Consider the following 16,228-nt stretch of genomic DNA (forward strand, 5'->3'; position numbering starts at 1 on the left):
AACGTGTGTTTCCTGATGTTGCCCTGCGTCCTGACGGGTGTCAAGATGGCACTCATGGCACAGGTGCGGCCGTACCGCGGCATCGAAGCCGGTGAGCGGGTGGCCGCTCGCCGGCGCCAGCTGCTGGACGCCGGCCTGGAATTGCTGGGCGCCGCGGGCAAAGACCCTGCCGAGTTGACCGTCCGCGCCATCTGCGGACAGGCCGGGCTGGGTGTCCGGTATTTCTACGAGAGCTTTACCGACAAGGACCATTTCATTGGGGCGGTCTATGACTCGGTGATCGCCGACATCGCCGCGACCACCCAGGCGGCGGTGGCGTCCGCGCCCCCTGACGAGCAGGCGCGCGCGGCGATGGCCAACATCGTGCGCACCATCTCCGCCGACACCCGGGTGGGCAGACTGCTGTTCAGCGTCGAGCTGTCCAACACCGTGATCGTGCGCAAACGTGCGGAGTCGACGGCGTTGTTCGCCGCGCTGCTCTTTGCGCACGCCGGTGCGCACGGAGCGCTGGACAACGATCGCGTCAAGGCCGCGTCACACTTCGTTGTCGGCGGGGTGGGCCAGGCCATCAGTGCCTGGCTGTCCGGTGACGTCACGCTCGGCCACGACGAACTGGTCGCCGCGCTGGCGGCGCTGATCGATCAGCTCGCGGCCATGCCGCCGCAGAGTTAGACAGTCACCCGTGGCCGGCGATCGGCGGCGGTCTTCGGTTCAGTGACGGTGTCACTCTCAGTGAATTCTTTTGTCCAGCAGGCGAACTCAAGCGTAATGCCATCAGGGTCGAGGAAGTAGAAGGACCGGACATACACGCCGGGGTGCACTGTCGCCGAGACCTGCTGTTCACTTTCGTCGTGGTTGAGGACCGGCCCGACACGCACGCCCTTGTCCTTGAGGCGCTGCCGATACTCGTCGAACTTCTCCGCGGGTACGTGGAAGGCCAGGTGGTTCATGGTGCTGACGGCGCTGACGATGTCACCGATGCCCGGAATCGCCTCGGGTGACGAGATTCCCGGCACGCGATCGGGGGCCTCGGCGAACCAGAAGAAGGCCACGCAATCCCCGTTGCCCGCATCGAAGAAGAAGTGCTGACCCATGCCGCCGGGCAGGTCGAGCGACTTGATCAACGGCATGCCAAGCACATTGCTGTAGAAGTCAACGGTCTTCGCCATATCCGAACACACAAGCGCGACGTGGTTGATGCCGCCGAGCTCGAACTCGGAATTCGGGTTATTCGGCTTGATCATGTTTGACCACATCCTCTAGTCAAGCTCGAATTCTGAATCTAACATCAGGTTCAGGTTGGATCAATGGTGATCAATGGTCAAGGAGAGGCCGTGACCGCTAGTCCGCGCGAGCAGTTGCCCACGTTGCGGGGTCGGCAGACGCAGGCGGCGATCGACGCGGGCGCCCGCGCGGTGATCGCCCGCAAAGGCATTCTCGCAACGACGATTTCGGACATCGCGGCCGAGGCCGGTAAGTCCACGGCATCGTTCTACAACTATTACGACTCCAAAGAAGCCATGGTCCGCGAGTGGGCCGTCCGGTTCCGCGACGAAGCCAGGGCACGATCCCGGGCAGCAGAAGAACCGGGCCTGACCGATTGGGAACGCTCGTATCAAGCGGCGGCCGCTCATTGGCACACGTACCGCCATCGCCTCGCCGAAATCGTCAGCGTGTCACAGCTGGCGATGGTCAACGACGATTTCGCCGACTACTGGAACGACATCTGCGCGCTGCCGATCGCACTGATCACCCACATGGTGAAAAGCGCTCAGCAACAGGGCTTCTGCAGCGATGACGATCCGCACCTGGTCGCGGTGGCGTTGGTGTCGATGCTCAATCAGTTCTGCTACACGCAGCTGGCCGGAGGCAAGACCGGACCCGTCGACGACGATGCATGCATCACCACACTGGCCAACATCTTCTATCGAGTGATCTACCACAAGGGGGCGGCATGACCAGGGCACCGGCAAGTGGTGGAACACCAGGCGTCACCCGCGAATTCGTCGGTCTGCAGTCCCCCACCGCACGACGTGCGGGCGCGGGCGGAAATCCGTGTCAGGGCCTCTACTACCGCGGTGTGGGACGCAAACCGAAGGTGGCGATGATCGCCACGCACTACCAGATCGACTTCTCCGAGCACTATCTCGCTGACTACATGGCCACCCGCGGAATTGGATTCCTCGGCTGGAACACCCGCTATCGCGGCTTCGAAAGCAGCTTTCTACTCGACCACGCCCTGGTGGACATCGGCGTCGGTGTGCGCTGGCTTCGTGAGATCGCAGGGGTGGAAACGGTTGTGCTGCTGGGAAATTCCGGTGGCGGCTCGCTCATGGCGGCCTACCAGGCGCAAGCTGTCGACCCGCACGTCACTCCGATGGAGGGTATGCGGCCCGCGGCGGGCCTGAATGATCTGCCGCCTGCGGACGGCTACATAGCGAGCGCCGCCCATCCCGGTCGTCCCGACGTCCTCACGGCGTGGATGGACGCCTCGGTGGTCGACGAAAACGACGCTGTCGCCAGCGATCCCGATCTTGATCTGTTCAACGCGGAGAACGGTCCACCGTTTTCGGCCGAGTTCGTCAAGCGCTACCGCTCGGCGCAGATCGCGCGCAACAACGCCATCACCGACTGGGCCGAGACCGAACTCAAGCGCGTGCGCGCCGCCGGTTTCTCCGACCGTCCGTTCACGGTGCTGCGGACCTGGGCCGATCCGCGAATGGTCGACCCGACCCTGGAACCGACGAAACGGGCGCCCAACATGTGCTACGCGGGTGTACCGGTCAGGGCCAACCGCTCGGCACACGGCATCGCCGCGGCGTGCACACTGCGCAGCTGGCTCGGCATGTGGAGTCTGCGCCATGCGCAGACCCGCGCCGAACCGCACCTGGCGCGCGTCACCTGTCCCGCGCTGGTGATCAACGCCGAACAGGACACCGGCGTGTACCCGTCTGACGCGCAACGCATTTTCGACGCACTGGGCAGCGAAGACAAGGCGCGGTGTTCGATCGACACCGACCACTACTTCACCACCCCGGGAGCCCGCAGCGAGAAGGCCGATACCATCGCCAAGTGGATCGCGAAGCGGTGGCGCTAGGGGGTGACTCTTCGCGCGAGAACCCGAAGCTGCGAGTCCTCGCTCACTACACCCCCGGCGACAAAGTGGCGCAGTTCGTTGCGCCAGAATCGGATTGGCTCGAGATCCGCTACTGCGCCGAGGATGACGACGACACCTTCTACCGTGAGTTGCCAGACGCCGAGGTGATCTGGCACGTGCTGCGGCCGATATCCGGTGCGGATCTGGAGCGGGCACCACATTGCCGGCTCGTGCACAAGTTGGGCGCGGGCGTCAACACCATCGATGTCGAGACGGCGACGCGGCTGGGCATCGCCGTCGCGAACATGCCGGGCGCGAACGCGCCCTCGGTCGCGGAGGGCACCGTGCTGCTGATGCTCGCCGCGCTGCGCCGGCTGACCGAACTGGACCGCGCCACCCGCGAGGGCAGGGGCTGGCCGTCGGATCCGAGCCTGGGCGAGACGGTCCGCGACATCGGCAGCTGCACCGTCGGGCTGGTGGGCTACGGGAACATCGCCAAGCGGGTGGAGACCATCGTGCGGGCAATGGGCACATCGGAGGTGCTGCACACGAGTACGCGCGACGACGGACATCCCGGCTGGTGTCCGCTGCCCGAGCTGCTCGCAGCCAGCGACATCGTCACCCTGCACATCCCATTGACCGATCAGACCGCGGGACTGCTGGACGCCGACGCGCTCGGCCTGATGAAGCCCGATGCGGTGTTGGTCAACACCTCCCGCGGCGCGGTGGTCGACGAGGATGCGCTCGTCAACGCGCTGCGGTCAGGCGGTCTGGCGGCCGCGGGTCTGGACGTCTTCGCCGTGGAACCGGTACATCCCGACAATCCGCTGCTAAGCCTGACCAATGTGGTGCTCACGCCGCACGTCACCTGGTACACCGTGGACACCATGCGGCGCTACCTGGCCGAGGCGGTCGACAACTGCCGCCGCATCCGGGACGGCCGGGACCTGGCCAATGTCGTGAACGGTATCGTGGTTCCCAACCGACCGGTTAATAGGGAATAACCCCCGCCACAGCTGCGCGACAACGAGGTGCAACAGCCATGCCCATCGCAATCAACACCGAGCACAACGATCTCGCTGATTCGGTCCGGTCTCTGGTGGCGCGAGTCGCGCCATCGGAGGTGCTGCACGAGGCGCTGGAAACGCCGATTCCGAACCCGCCGCCCTACTGGAAGGCCGCCGCAGAGCAGGGCCTCCAAGGTGTGCATCTGGCGGAATCGGTTGGCGGGCAAGGGTTCGGCATCCTCGAACTGGCGATCGTGCTCGCGGAGTTCGGCTACGGCGCGGTGCCCGGCCCCTTCGTACCCTCGGCGATCGCCAGTGCGCTGATCGCCGCCAACGACCCCGACACCAAGGTGCTCAACGACCTGGCCTCCGGCGAGGTCATCGCGGCCTACGCCATCGACTCCGGGCTGACGGCCACCAAGCATGGCAACGACCTGGTCATTCGTGGTGAGGTCCGCGCCGTGCCCGCGGCCGCGCAGGCGTCGGTGCTGGTGCTTCCGGTCGCGATCGACAGCGGGGAGGAGTGGGTGGTCCTCGACGCCGACGCGCTCGAGATCGAGCCCGTGCCGAGTGTGGATCCGCTTCGCCCGGTGGCACACGTGCGGGCCAACGCCGTCGAGGTCGGCGACGACCGCGTGCTGGGCAACCTCAGCCGTGGCCACGCGCGGGCGATCATCTCGACGCTCCTGTCCGCGGAATGCATCGGCGTCGCCCGCTGGGCCACCGACACCGCGACCGCGTACGCCAAGATCCGTGAGCAGTTCGGCCGGCCGATCGGCCAGTTCCAGGCCATCAAGCACAAGTGCGCCCAGATGATCGCCGACACCGAGCGCGCGACCGCCGCGGTATGGGATGCCGCACGCGCCATCGACGAGCACACCAAGAACCCAACGGACAACACGGCTTTCGAGTTCGCCGCTGCCGTCGCGGCCACCTTGGCGCCCGACGCCGTGTTGCACACCACCCAGGACTGCATCCAGGTGCACGGCGGTATCGGCTTCACCTGGGAACACGACACCAACGTGTACTACCGGCGCGCCCTGGTGCTGGCCGCATGTTTCGGTCGCACCAGTGACTACCCGCAGCAGGTCGTCGACATCGCGACCAGCACCGGGATGCGCAGGCTGGACATCGATCTGGACCCCGAGACGGAGAAACTCCGTGACGAGATCCGCGCGGAAGTGGCGGCGCTGAAAGCGATTCCGAGCGAGGAACGCAACGCCGCGCTCGCCGAGGGCGGCTGGGTGGTGCCACACCTGCCCAAGCCGTGGGGCCGCGGAGCCGGCCCTGTCGAGCAGATCATCATCGCCCAGGAGTTCAACGCCGGCCGGGTCCGCCGTCCGGCGATGGGCATCGCGGCGTGGCTGATCCCGTCGGTGGTGGCGTTCGGGACCGACGAGCAGAAGCAGCGCTTCCTGCCCCCGACGCTGCGCGGCGAGATGATCTGGTGCCAGCTGTTTTCCGAGCCCGGCGCCGGCTCCGACCTCGCCAGCCTGACGACCAAGGCCACCAAGGTCGACGGCGGCTGGCGGATCTCCGGCCAGAAGATCTGGACCACCGGTGCGCAGTACTCGCACTGGGGCATGCTGCTGGCGAGAACGGACACCTCCGCACCCAAACACAATGGCATCACCTACTTCCTGCTCGACATGAGCAGTGACGGGGTCGAGGTGAAGCCCCTGCGCGAACTGACCGGCAACGCGATGTTCAACACGGTCTTCATCGACGACGTCTTCGTGCCCGACGACATGGTGCTCGGTGAGGTCAACCGCGGCTGGGAGGTCAGCCGCACCACCTTGACGGCCGAACGGGTCTCGATCGGCAGCACGGAGCCACCGTTCCTGCCCAACCTCGACGGCTTCGTCGAGTTCGTTCGCGACGGCCAGTTCGATCAGGTCGGGCAGAATCACGCCGGGCATCTCATCGCCGAAGGGCACGCCGCGAAGGTGCTGAACATGCGGTCGACGCTGCTGACGCTGGCCGGCGGCGACCCGATGCCCGCGGCGGCCATCTCCAAACTGCTGTCGATGCGCACCGGTCAGAAGTACGCCGAGTTCGCGGTGTCGTCGTTCGGCACCGACGGCGCCGTCGGCGACCCCGAGACACCGCAGGGCAAGTGGGCCGAGTTCCTGTTGGCCAGCCGTGCCACCACCATTTACGGTGGCACGTCGGAGGTGCAGCTCAACATCATCGCCGAGCGGTTGCTCGGACTGCCCCGCGATCCGTAGGAAACTGCGAATTCCGGGTCTACTATCGAAATAGGCGTTTGCCCAATTTGGTTGGTGGTAGATATGCGGGTTCTCAAGAAGCGAATAGTTCCGCTGCTCTTCACGGGAGCGGCCGCCTCGGCGTTGTTGATCGCGCCCTCGGCATTCATGGCGGGGCAGGATGCCGGCGGTGCCCAGACGGTCGCTGGTCCGCCCTGCTACATGGGCACGACGTTCCCGAACCCATGGGGACGCAGCTGCACGATCCCCGGGCCGGTCCACAAGATCCGCGGATCCGCGCCCGATGCCAACGCGATCATCGCGTGCCGCGGCATTCCTGGATGCCTGTCCTGGTACGTCAACAACCCCTAGAGAAAACCCCTACTTGTTTCGCCCGCGCCTACGCGGGAACCCGACGACTGTGACCAACGACGTCGAAAAACGCTTTGACCGGCCTGGTGCGTTCCGCGCTGCGGCGACCTACGTCGGTGTCGTCGTCGCCATCGCGGGAGCCATCTTCGCCATCTATGCATTCACCGCGCGGGGATCGGTGATCGCCGCCTCCCTGGTGCCCGCCGCCCTTTTCGTCGGCGGAGTCGGCGCGTTCGTGAGGACCTACCGCGAATGGAAGGCCGAGGGAGGATGGTTTGCCTGGCAGGGCGCGGGCTGGTTCCTGCTGACCCTGATGCTGGTGTGCCTGGCGATTCCAGGCGCCGCGATGCAGACGGACTAGGGAACGATCGAGTCGACGTAGCCGCCGTCGACACGCAGTGCCCCACCGGTTGTCGCCGAGGCCTGCGGGGACGCCAGATAGGTGACCATGTTGGCGATCTCTTCGGGTTCGATGAGCCGCTCCAGCAGCGACTGCGGTCGATGCTTGCGCATGAACTCGCGCTGCGCTTCGTCCCACGGCAATGATTTGTCGACGAGTTGATAGACGAAGTCCTCGACACCCGCGGTGTGGGTGGGTCCCGCGATGACCGAGTTCACGGTGACACCGGTGCCCGAGGCGTCCTTCGCGAACCCCCGCGACAACGCCAAGAGCGCGGTCTTCGAAACCCCGTAGTGGATCATTTCCTGCGGAATCACGATCGCGGAGTCGCTGGCGATCTGGATCACCCTGCCCCAGCCACGCTCCGTCATCGCGGGCAGGTAACTGCGGATAAGTCGTGCTGCCGCAAGCACATTCACCTCGAAGTAGGTGCGCCACTGCTCGTCGGTGATCTCGCGTGCGGGGACCGCCCCGAAGATGCCGAGATTGTTCACCAGGATGTCGACATCGGGCAGCTGCTTCAGCAGCTTCTCAACTCCGTCATCGGTCGCCACGTCGGCGGCCACCCCGACGGCGTCCCCACCCAGCGAGGCGACGGCTTCGTCGACGCGGTCGGGCGAGCGCCCGTTGACCACGACCCGTGCACCGCTGTTGGCCAATCCCTGTGCGATCGCCAGTCCGATGCCCTGGGTGGACCCCGTGACGAGCGCTGTCTTTCCGGCCAGATCAATGTTCACGCTGTCGTACTACCACCGCGACAGCAGAACTATTCCGAGTCGCGCAGACTCACGCCTTCTCGTCGCCGACACTCATTTCGCGGAGTTCGCGCTTGAGAACCTTTCCGGTCGGGTTGCGTGGCAGCTCGTCGAGGAAGATGACCTCGCGGGGCACCTTGTAGCGGGCGAGGTTCTCCCGCACGTATGCCTTGATGGCGTCCTCGTCGATCGAGGCGCCCTCGGCCTTGACCACGAAGCATCGCAGCCGGTGGCCCCACTCCTTGTCTTCCACGCCGAGCGCGGTGGCCTCGATGACCTCCGGATGGCCGCTCACCAGATCCTCGATCTCGGCGGGGAACACGTTCTCGCCGCCGGACACGATCATCTCGTCGTCGCGACCGCTGACGTACAGCAGGCCGTGCTCGTCGAAGTAGCCGACGTCACCGGAGGACATCAGCCCGTCGATGATCTGCTTGTGGCCGCCGCCGGTGTAGCCCTCGAAGGGGAAGGTGTTGCCCACGAAGATGCGCCCCACTTCGCCCTGCGGTAGTTCGTTGCCGTTGTCGTCGAGAATCTTGACCTTCACACCCTTGACGACGGGGCCGACCGTGGCCGGGTTGATCGACAGATCCTTGGGCCGCGCGATGGTCGCGAACGCGATCTCCGTCGAGCCGTAGAGGTTGTAGATGATCGGACCCAGTTCCTTGAGCGCGCGCGTAGCCAGTTCCGCTCCGAGTTGTGAGCCCGACACGAACACGATGCGCAGTGAGGACAGGTCCCGTTTGGGCTGGGTCTTTTCGAGTTCGTCCAGCAGACGCGACAACATCACCGGCACCACGACGATCGCGGTGGCCCTGTGCTTCTCGATGTCCGCCAGCACGGTCGCTGGCTTGAAGCGACGCCGCAACACCAGCGTGGTCCCGAGCATCATGGCGATGGTGGCGTGCAGGAAGCCGAGGGCATGGAACATCGGCGCCGGAAGCGACGTCACCTCGTTCGACCTGAAGGGCACGTGGGACAGCACGCCCCCGATCGGCGCCAGCGATGGCGGGGTGCTGCGGTTGGCACCCTTCGGGGTGCCGGTGGTGCCGCTGGTCAGGATGATGACCGACGAGTGCTTGGTGACTTTGGGCGCGGGCGCCGAACTGCTCCGCGCGACCAGGTCGGCGATCGTATCGTCGGTGCTGCCCGACGGCTCGTCCTTATCCGGATTGGTCGGCAGCGCGCGCAGCTTGCCGAAATCGGGGTCGGCCTGCGAGACGGCGGTGGTGTACTCGTCGTCGTAGATGATGACCTTCGCACCCTCGCGTTCGGAGACCTCTTTGATCTGCGGCCCGGAGAACTCGCTGTTGAGCAGGATGATGCGAGCCCCGGTACGGGCCGCGCCGTAGACCGAGACCAGGAACCACCGGTGGTTGCGTGCCAGGATCGCCACCCCGTCGCCACCCTTGACGCCCATCGCCAACAGACCGTTGGCCAAGGCGTGCGCGGCATCGTCGAGCTCTTTGAAGGTGAACTCGCCGTCGTCGTCGATGACGGCGACGCGGTCAGGGGTGCGGCGCGCGTTCAATGCGGGGATCATCCCGAATTCACCCCAACGCCGGATATCGGCAAGGAATGCGGCGACGTTGTGCGGCGCCTCCAGCTTTAAAGCGCCCGCTTCGAACATCTTGCGGGCGTAGTGCAGTTCGGCCGACCCGCGCTCGGCATACTGCTGAATTTTGGCCGCCGCCTGCAACGGAAGATCAGTGAGCTTGGGCATGAATCCACAATATGTGACGCGCGTCGCATGCCGGCTCGGAACCTAACATGGACCCATGTCCGCTCCGCTCGAGTTGGAGGTCGACGGTCAGCGGGTGCGCATCACCAACCCTGACAAGGTTGTTTTCCCGGAACCCGGGGGCACGGGCCTCACCAAGATGGATCTGATCCGCTACTACCTGCGTGTCGCCGACGGAGCGCTGCGGGGAGTGGCCGACAGACCGATGATCCTGAAGCGGTTCGTCAAGGGCATCACCGAAGAAGCCGTGTTCCAGAAGCGCGCTCCCGCGAACCGTCCCGACTTCGTCGACGTCGCGGAGCTGAAGTACGCGTCCGGGACGTCCGCCAAGGAAGCTGTCCTGCACGACGCCGCCGGCCTGGTCTGGGCGGTGAACCTGGGCTGCATCGACCTCAATCCGCACCCGGTGCGTGCCGACGACCTGGCACATCCCGACGAGCTGCGGGTCGACCTCGACCCGATGCCCGGGGTGGACTGGCGCCAAATCGTGGACGTGGCCCTGGTCGCGCGCGATGTGCTCGAGGACTACGGGTTGACGGCGTGGCCGAAGACCTCCGGATCGCGGGGCTTTCACATCTACGCACGGATCGAACGGCACTGGCCGTTCAAGCAGGTGCGCCTGGCTGCCCAGACGATCGCGCGCGAGGTGGAACGGCGGGCCCCTGACCTGGCAACCAGCCGCTGGTGGAAGGAAGAACGCGAGGGCGTGTTCGTCGACTTCAACCAGAACGCGTTCGACCGCACGGTGGCGTCGGCGTACTCGGTGCGGGCCACTCCCGATGCGCGGGTGTCGACGCCGCTGTTGTGGGATGAGGTTCCCGGCTGCCGTCCTGAGGAATTCACCGTCGCCACCGTTCCCGACCGGTTCGACGACCGCGGCGACCCATGGGAGGGCATCGACGACTCGGCAGGCAGGCTCGATCCGCTGCTCCAGCTCGCCGAGGAACTCGGCCCACCGGAGAAGGCGCCGCGCGGCGCGAAGGCAGTGCGGGGACGCGACGGGCGTCGCGTCTCGTCGAAGCCCCTCATCGAAATCGCCCGTACCAAAACGAAAGACGAGGCGATGGCGGCGCTCGACACGTGGCGCGGACGTTACCCGTCAGTAGCCGAAAAGCTCGAAGCTCCAGACGTTCTGGTGGACGGCATGCGGGGGCCCAGCTCGATCTGGTACCGCATCCGCATCAACCTGCAACATGTTCCCGAGGATGAGCGGCCGCCGCAGGAGCCGTTGATCGCCGATTACAACCCGTGGGAGAACTATTCGGGGCCGCAATGGATGCGCGGCACCTGAAGGTTTGCCTTTCACGTCAAAATGTGTTCTTACGAAAGTATTAGCGTTGGCACCCGGTTGCCTTACTTTGGCTCACTACCTTGAGGGACAAGTGATCGAGAGGAGGCACGCATGTACGGCAATCCAGCGTTCGACTGCGGTGGTGCACAGGTACGTACGGTGTGCCGCCAGTTGGCCACCGTGGTGACCGTCCAGGGCACCGTCGAGGCAACCAATATCGAGCGCATTACCGCGCTCGCACTGCGGTTCATCATCGCCGAGAAGGCGTTCATTCTCGATCTCAGCGGTGTGGATTCATTTTCCGCACACGAACTTTCACTGCTGTCCGCAGTTGACGAGCGGTGCTTCTGCAGCGATGTGGAGTGGTCGCTGATTGCGAGTGATCCGGTGCTGCGCGAGATCTCCGATCTGAACTTCCCCGTCGCCGACTCGGTGCCCGACGCACTCCACCAGTTCGCGGACAACATCGACGAGCGTCGCCACCTGTTCTCCCCCTTGCTCACCGTGAAAAGCGCCTAGCGGAAAGGTCGTCACAATGCTTCTCGACATCCGCTGGCTCGCATTCCTCTTCGGCCGGCGTCATTCGGCCAAGCGCACCGCACCTACTGCCCAGTAGAGGTATGCGCTGGATCGTCGATGGCATGAATGTCATCGGATCCCGCCCCGACGGCTGGTGGCGGAACCGCAGGCGTGCAATGTCCTCGTTGGTGGAGCGCCTCGAACAGTGGGCTGCCAGCGAGGGTGCAGACGTGACCGTGGTGTTCGAGCATCCGCTGTCGCCGCCGCTGGAGTCGTCAGTGATCACGATCGCGCATGCGCCCAGGGCGGCGGCCAACTCCGCCGACGACGAAATCGTCGCGCTGATCTCGTCGTCCGATGATCTGCAGGACATCCGCGTGGCCACCTCAGATCGGGCGCTGTCCGAGCGGGTGAGTGCCCTCGGTGCGACCGTCTATCCCGCGCAGCGTCTGCGCGATCTCATCGACCCTCGCTGACCCGGTCGCCGGTCCAGTTGGCGAGCAGTTGCAGAGCGGTCTCCGACGACGATCCCGCTTCGGCGGTGTAGATGCACAGCGTCTGGTCGGGATCGGCGAGTAAAGCCAGCGATTCATAGTTGACGGTGATGTCGCCCACCAGCGGATGGTGGTAGCGCTTGGTGCCGTGCGTGCGTTCGCGGACATTGTGGTCGGCCCACCAGCGCCGGAATTCCGGGCTCTTGACCGATAGCTCACCCACCAACTCGACCAGCAGGGGATCGTCGGGATGGCGTCCGGCGTCGAGCCGAAGGATCGCGACGTTGTCGCGGGCCACCTCCTCCCACTCCACGAACAGCTCGCGCGTCGACTCGTCAAGAAAGGTGTAGCGCAACAGGTTTCGCTCACGTGGCGGCATCGCATCGAAATCGCCGATGAGCGCTCGGGCCAGCTTGTTGGCGGCAAGCACATCCATTCGGCGGCCGAACACAAATGCGGGCGACACGTCATCGAGCTTCTCGAGCAGGCGCCACACCCCCGGTCGAACCCGCTGCACGGGTGCCGGCGCACGACGACGCGGACGCCGCGAAGCCTTCGCGATGCGGAACAGGTAGGCACGCTCGGTGTCATCGAGGCGCAGCGCGCGGGCCACCGCGTCGAGGACGTCGTCGGACACGTTGAGGTGGCGACCCTGCTCGAGCCGGCTGTAGTAGTCCACGCTGACGCCGGCAAGCTGGGCGACCTCCTCGCGGCGCAGCCCGGGGACCCGGCGCGTGCGGCCCGTTCCGCCGATCTCGACGTCATCGACGCTCAGGCGTGCGCGGCGGGTCCGCAGGAAGTCCCTCAGCTCCGCGTTGTGGTCCATGAGACCAGTTTGAGGCCGGCAACGGGTCCGCAGCCAGCCAAACGTAGGTCTGGCAGACCTAGGCACGCCGAACCGGGGTCGAACAAGGCTCGATGAAGCGCCCGTCGGCGGCTTCTGCGCTTGTTGTGACGAGTAAGCGGCGCCCCAGCCGCGACCGACACACAGGAAGGCAGGAACTTGACTACTTCGATTCAATCCCCCGCAACGCTGACCGGCCGGGTCGCCGTGGTGACCGGCGCATCGAGCGGCATCGGCGAGGCCACCGCGAAGAGGTTGGCCGCCTCCGGCGCCAAGGTGGCCGTGCTGGCCCGCCGCGCCGACCGGCTGGAGAAGCTCGTCGCCGAGATCCAGGAGGCCGGCGGCACCGCGCTCGCCATCGCGATCGACGTCACCGACGCCGAGTCCGTGCATGCCGCCGCCGAGCGGGTGGCCAACGAACTCGGCACCGTCGACCTGCTGTTCAACAACGCGGGCGTCATGCTTCCCGCGCCGGTGGAGGAACTGCCGTTCGAGCAGTGGCAGCGCCAGATCGACCTGAACATCAGTGGTCTGATGCACGTCATCGGTGCGTTCGTGCCGCAGCTGGTCGCGTCGGCCGCCGACAAGGGTGTCGCCGACCTGGTCAACACGTCGTCGATCGCCGCGCAGAACATCTTCCCGAACTTCGCGGTGTATTCGGGCACGAAGGCATACGTCACGCACATGTCGCGCACCCTGCGCGCCGAGCTCGGCGCCAAGGGCGTCCGCGTCTCGGTGGTCGAGCCCGGCATCGTCGAAACCGAGCTGGCCGACCACGTCACCGACGCCGGTGCCACCGAATGGATCTCGGACACCAAGCAGCGGATCGCGGTACTGCGGTCCGAGGATGTCGCCGAGGCGATCAACTTCCTGGCTTCGCAGCCGGCGCGGGTGAACCTCCAGCAGCTCACCATCATGCCGACGGCGCAGGCGTCATAGCACCCGGGTAACAGCGCTCCACGCGGGCGAGCGGCCGAGATGGCGGAGAACGCTGTCGAGGTCGCTCGCCCCGTCTCTGGGCGCAAGGGCGCTCGCGAAAGGCGAGCCGTCGGCCGCCCGGAAATCGCCGTCCGGAACTGCGAGTGCGATCGGCAGCACAGCGCTCACCACATCGGGCGGCAGGTCGAAAGGAACGTCGATACTGCGGGCGACGTCCCAGCCGTGAACGACGTAGTCGACGAAGTGAAACCCGATTGCCATCGCACCCGGGACCACGGCGTCGGGGCCGAATTCGGGCAGCGCGAAGGGCGCGTCGAGCACGCCGTCCGCCTCGAAGGCGTCGAGCAGATCCGCGGCAGCCGCCGCATAGGTACCCACCGGATCCGCGGCCACCGCATCGACCACCCGAGAGGGCTCCCACACCGCGAGGTCGGCGCCGTGACCTCGTGCAGATGCGGCAAATCCGTTGTGCTGCACGGTCATATGCGCCAGCAGATCGGCGAGAGTCCAACCGGAACACGGTGTCGGGCGATCGAGGTCGTCGATCGTCACCGATGCCACGACGTCGACGGAGGCCGACACAGCGCGACGATGGAAGGGTCGGAGATCCTCATTAGTATGCATGTGCTTACGATAAGCGTAAGTAGATGATTGGTCAATGTCTAGTATTCGTCCATGCCGTCCAAGCTCGTGCCGTCTGAGTCAAGGCGTCCCGACCTCGCAGCCATGCTGGCTCCACTGCTTCGAGAGCTGATCGCCGAAGAGCGCCCAGTGCTCGAGAAGCACAGCCTGTCGATGTGGGGCTACATCGTGCTGCTGGCACTCGATGAGGCACCGATGCGGACCCAGGCCGCGCTGGCCGATGCGATCGGGGCCGATAAGACGCGCATCATCCCGACTCTGGACGAGCTGCAAGCGAAGGGGCACATCGAGCGACGCGTCGATCCCGACGATCGGCGCGTCCGGTTGCTCGCGATCACCAAATCGGGACGTGATGTCAAGGACCGGGTCCAGGCGGACATCCAACGCGGCGAGGAACGGTGGCTTTCGCTGCTCGGGGCCGACGAGCGCCGCCTGTTCCTGCGCGCATTGCAAAAAATGACGCGCCTTGGCGCAACCCCTAGGGTCGAAGAGTGAATCGCCTCGATCGCTTCTTCGAGATCTCGGCGCGGGGGTCGTCGCTCACCAACGAGATCCGCGGCGGCGTGGTCACGTTCATCGCGATGGCCTACATCATCGTGCTGAACCCGATCATCCTGTCGGGCCCCGACGACGTCACAGGGAAGTCGCTGGAGTTCGGCCAGGTGTCGGCGGTGACCGCGTTGGCCGCGGGCACGATGACGATCCTGTTCGGTCTCATCGCGCGGCTCCCGTTCGCGTTCGCCGCGGGTCTGGGCATCAACTCGTTCGTCGCCACGACGCTCGTCGGCTCGATGACATGGGCCGAGGCGATGGGGCTTGTCGTCATCAACGGCCTCATCATCGTGGTCCTGGCGGCGACAGGTTTGCGACGGCTCGTCTTCGACGCGGTGCCGATGCAGCTGAAGCTCGCCATCACTGCGGGCATCGGGCTGTTCCTGCTGTTCATCGGTCTGGTCGACGCGGGGTTCATCGGGTCGACGGGCGTCCCGTCACCGCCGGTGGGACTCGGCGCGGGCGGTGCCGGGTCGATCACCACCATCCCTGCCGCGGTCTTCGCCTTCACGCTGCTGGTGACCGGAATCCTCGTGGTGCGCAAGGTGCGCGGGGGCATCCTCATCGGACTCGCAGTGGGCACCGTCGTCGCAGTGGTGATCGAGGCGATCTGGCATCTCGGGTCGGCAGTGGACAAACCGGGCGGGTGGAGCCTGTCGGTTCCGACGCTGTCGGGATCGCCGTTCGCGCTGCCAGACCTGTCACTCGTCGGGGACTTCAGCCTGCACGGCAGTTTCAGCCGTATCGGCGTCATTGCCGCCACGATGTTCGTCTTCACCCTGGTGTTCGCCAACTTCTTCGACGCGATGGGCACCATGACAGGGCTTGCCCGCGAGGCGGGAGTGGCCGACGACAAGGGGACGTTTCCGCGTCTGCGCGCGGCACTGATCGTCGAGGGCGCGGGTGCGGTCGCGGGCGGTGCGGCGTCGGCGTCGTCGAACACCGTCTTCATCGAGTCGGGTGCCGGCATCGAGGACGGCGCACGCACCGGGTTGGCGAACCTGGTGACGGGTGTGCTGTTTCTGGCGGCGATGTTCATCTCGCCGCTGGCGTCGATCGTGCCGACCGAAGTGGCGGCGGCGGCGCTGGTGATCGTCGGCGCGCTCATGGTGTCGCAGTTGCGCCACATCGACATCTCCGAGTTCTCGGTGGCGTTGCCCGTCGTGCTGACCGTCGCGGTGATGCCGTTCTCGTACTCGATCGCCAACGGCATCGGCGTCGGCTTCATCGCCTGGGTGGTGACACGTTCGGCTGCGGGTAAGGCCAAGGAGATCAGTCCGCTGCTGTGGATCGTGGCCGCTGGCTTCCTGGTGTACTTCGCGCGCGGCTGGATCGAGTCGCTTTTAGGGATGTGACTGTGGGTAATCT

The 16,228-nt window shown here is 65.7% G+C and carries 18 protein-coding genes; 13 read left to right on the plus strand and 5 right to left on the minus strand.

Annotated features, from left to right (window positions below; all coding sequences use genetic code 11):
• The first annotated feature begins 45 nt into the window (after positions 1-45).
• The gene (locus tag H7J93_RS19820) at positions 46-672 is read left to right on the plus strand and encodes a TetR/AcrR family transcriptional regulator (RefSeq protein ID WP_267308019.1); all 627 of its coding nucleotides are present in this window, start codon (positions 46-48) and stop codon (positions 670-672) included.
• Here H7J93_RS19820 and H7J93_RS19825 read toward each other — a convergent pair.
• Positions 669-1,244 carry a VOC family protein gene (locus tag H7J93_RS19825; protein ID WP_267308020.1) on the minus strand — a complete coding sequence of 192 codons (576 nt, stop codon included), beginning with the start codon at positions 1,242-1,244 and terminating at the stop codon, positions 669-671. The two genes, H7J93_RS19820 and H7J93_RS19825, sit on opposite strands and share 4 nt — an antisense overlap.
• Positions 1,245-1,334: 90 nt before the next feature.
• Between H7J93_RS19825 and H7J93_RS19830 the strand changes: the two genes are divergently transcribed.
• From H7J93_RS19830 to H7J93_RS19855, 6 genes are all read left to right on the plus strand, one after another.
• Positions 1,335-1,958 (plus strand): TetR/AcrR family transcriptional regulator, encoded by a 624-nt coding sequence (locus H7J93_RS19830; protein WP_267308021.1) that lies wholly within the window; start codon positions 1,335-1,337, stop codon positions 1,956-1,958.
• Entirely contained in the window at positions 1,955-3,097 is a 1,143-nt protein-coding gene (locus tag H7J93_RS19835) for an alpha/beta hydrolase (protein ID WP_267308022.1), read from the plus strand. The genes H7J93_RS19830 and H7J93_RS19835 overlap by 4 nt, the downstream gene beginning before the upstream one ends.
• Positions 3,073-4,101, plus strand: a complete 1,029-nt coding sequence (locus H7J93_RS19840) for a 2-hydroxyacid dehydrogenase (protein ID WP_267308023.1) — start codon at positions 3,073-3,075, stop codon at positions 4,099-4,101. Before H7J93_RS19835 ends, H7J93_RS19840 begins: the two co-directional genes overlap by 25 nt.
• A gap of 38 nt (positions 4,102-4,139) precedes the next feature.
• A complete protein-coding gene (locus tag H7J93_RS19845; protein WP_267308024.1) occupies positions 4,140-6,332 on the plus strand; it encodes an acyl-CoA dehydrogenase family protein in 2,193 nt (730 codons plus the stop codon).
• Between the two features lie 63 nt (positions 6,333-6,395).
• Entirely contained in the window at positions 6,396-6,683 is a 288-nt protein-coding gene (locus H7J93_RS19850) for a hypothetical protein (protein ID WP_267308025.1), read from the plus strand.
• A 49-nt stretch (positions 6,684-6,732) separates the two neighbouring features.
• Positions 6,733-7,044, plus strand: a complete 312-nt coding sequence (locus H7J93_RS19855; protein ID WP_267308026.1) for a hypothetical protein — start codon at positions 6,733-6,735, stop codon at positions 7,042-7,044.
• Here the strand turns inward: H7J93_RS19855 and H7J93_RS19860 are convergent.
• Both H7J93_RS19860 and fadD2 read right to left on the minus strand, forming a co-directional pair.
• A complete protein-coding gene (locus H7J93_RS19860) occupies positions 7,041-7,820 on the minus strand; it encodes an SDR family NAD(P)-dependent oxidoreductase (protein WP_267308027.1) in 780 nt (259 codons plus the stop codon). The genes H7J93_RS19855 and H7J93_RS19860 overlap by 4 nt on opposite strands.
• A gap of 49 nt (positions 7,821-7,869) precedes the next feature.
• Positions 7,870-9,561 (minus strand): long-chain-fatty-acid--CoA ligase FadD2, encoded by a 1,692-nt coding sequence (gene fadD2, locus H7J93_RS19865; protein ID WP_267308028.1) that lies wholly within the window; start codon positions 9,559-9,561, stop codon positions 7,870-7,872.
• A gap of 55 nt (positions 9,562-9,616) precedes the next feature.
• On the opposite strand from fadD2, the gene H7J93_RS19870 reads away from it, so the two are divergent.
• The 3 genes from H7J93_RS19870 (at position 9,617) to H7J93_RS19880 (ending at position 11,865) form a co-directional block, all read left to right on the plus strand.
• Positions 9,617-10,870 carry a DNA polymerase domain-containing protein gene (locus tag H7J93_RS19870; RefSeq protein ID WP_267308029.1) on the plus strand — a complete coding sequence of 418 codons (1,254 nt, stop codon included), beginning with the start codon at positions 9,617-9,619 and terminating at the stop codon, positions 10,868-10,870.
• Positions 10,871-10,981: 111 nt separating this feature from the next.
• On the plus strand, positions 10,982-11,389 hold the full coding sequence (locus H7J93_RS19875) for an STAS domain-containing protein (protein ID WP_267308030.1): 408 nt from the start codon (positions 10,982-10,984) through the stop codon (positions 11,387-11,389).
• Positions 11,390-11,490: 101 nt separating this feature from the next.
• Positions 11,491-11,865, plus strand: a complete 375-nt coding sequence (locus tag H7J93_RS19880) for an NYN domain-containing protein (RefSeq protein WP_267308031.1) — start codon at positions 11,491-11,493, stop codon at positions 11,863-11,865.
• Here the strand turns inward: H7J93_RS19880 and H7J93_RS19885 are convergent.
• Positions 11,849-12,709, minus strand: coding sequence for a helix-turn-helix transcriptional regulator (locus H7J93_RS19885; protein ID WP_267308032.1), 861 nt, complete (start codon positions 12,707-12,709; stop codon positions 11,849-11,851). The two genes, H7J93_RS19880 and H7J93_RS19885, sit on opposite strands and share 17 nt — an antisense overlap.
• A gap of 177 nt (positions 12,710-12,886) precedes the next feature.
• Between H7J93_RS19885 and H7J93_RS19890 the strand changes: the two genes are divergently transcribed.
• A complete protein-coding gene (locus H7J93_RS19890; protein ID WP_267308033.1) occupies positions 12,887-13,666 on the plus strand; it encodes an SDR family oxidoreductase in 780 nt (259 codons plus the stop codon).
• Here the strand turns inward: H7J93_RS19890 and H7J93_RS19895 are convergent.
• The gene (locus tag H7J93_RS19895; RefSeq protein WP_267308034.1) at positions 13,661-14,290 is read right to left on the minus strand and encodes a TIGR03086 family metal-binding protein; all 630 of its coding nucleotides are present in this window, start codon (positions 14,288-14,290) and stop codon (positions 13,661-13,663) included. The two genes, H7J93_RS19890 and H7J93_RS19895, sit on opposite strands and share 6 nt — an antisense overlap.
• A 51-nt stretch (positions 14,291-14,341) precedes the next feature.
• On the opposite strand from H7J93_RS19895, the gene H7J93_RS19900 reads away from it, so the two are divergent.
• Together H7J93_RS19900 and H7J93_RS19905 are read left to right on the plus strand one after the other, a co-directional pair.
• A complete protein-coding gene (locus H7J93_RS19900; RefSeq protein ID WP_267308035.1) occupies positions 14,342-14,803 on the plus strand; it encodes a MarR family winged helix-turn-helix transcriptional regulator in 462 nt (153 codons plus the stop codon).
• Complete coding sequence (locus tag H7J93_RS19905) at positions 14,800-16,215, plus strand: NCS2 family permease (RefSeq protein WP_267308036.1); 1,416 nt, start codon at positions 14,800-14,802, stop codon at positions 16,213-16,215. The genes H7J93_RS19900 and H7J93_RS19905 overlap by 4 nt, the downstream gene beginning before the upstream one ends.
• Positions 16,216-16,228: the final 13 nt, after the last annotated feature.

The organism is Mycobacterium barrassiae (assembly GCF_025822765.1).
GTDB lineage: Bacteria > Actinomycetota > Actinomycetes > Mycobacteriales > Mycobacteriaceae > Mycobacterium > Mycobacterium barrassiae.

Excerpts from the sequence above, each read along its gene's own strand:
- H7J93_RS19820 (WP_267308019.1), top strand. The coding sequence starts at position 46 with ATGGCACTCATGGCACAGGTGCGGCCGTACCGCGGCATCGAAGCCGGT.
- H7J93_RS19850 (WP_267308025.1), top strand. The coding sequence starts at position 6,396 with ATGCGGGTTCTCAAGAAGCGAATAGTTCCGCTGCTCTTCACGGGAGCG.
- H7J93_RS19900 (WP_267308035.1), top strand. The coding sequence starts at position 14,342 with ATGCCGTCCAAGCTCGTGCCGTCTGAGTCAAGGCGTCCCGACCTCGCA.
- H7J93_RS19885 (WP_267308032.1), bottom strand. The coding sequence starts at position 12,709 with ATGGACCACAACGCGGAGCTGAGGGACTTCCTGCGGACCCGCCGCGCA.
- H7J93_RS19870 (WP_267308029.1), top strand. The coding sequence starts at position 9,617 with ATGTCCGCTCCGCTCGAGTTGGAGGTCGACGGTCAGCGGGTGCGCATC.
- H7J93_RS19880 (WP_267308031.1), top strand. The coding sequence starts at position 11,491 with ATGCGCTGGATCGTCGATGGCATGAATGTCATCGGATCCCGCCCCGAC.
- H7J93_RS19875 (WP_267308030.1), top strand. The coding sequence starts at position 10,982 with ATGTACGGCAATCCAGCGTTCGACTGCGGTGGTGCACAGGTACGTACG.
- H7J93_RS19845 (WP_267308024.1), top strand. The coding sequence starts at position 4,140 with ATGCCCATCGCAATCAACACCGAGCACAACGATCTCGCTGATTCGGTC.
- fadD2 (WP_267308028.1), bottom strand. The coding sequence starts at position 9,561 with ATGCCCAAGCTCACTGATCTTCCGTTGCAGGCGGCGGCCAAAATTCAG.
- H7J93_RS19825 (WP_267308020.1), bottom strand. The coding sequence starts at position 1,244 with ATGATCAAGCCGAATAACCCGAATTCCGAGTTCGAGCTCGGCGGCATC.
- H7J93_RS19895 (WP_267308034.1), bottom strand. The coding sequence starts at position 14,290 with ATGCATACTAATGAGGATCTCCGACCCTTCCATCGTCGCGCTGTGTCG.
- H7J93_RS19835 (WP_267308022.1), top strand. The coding sequence starts at position 1,955 with ATGACCAGGGCACCGGCAAGTGGTGGAACACCAGGCGTCACCCGCGAA.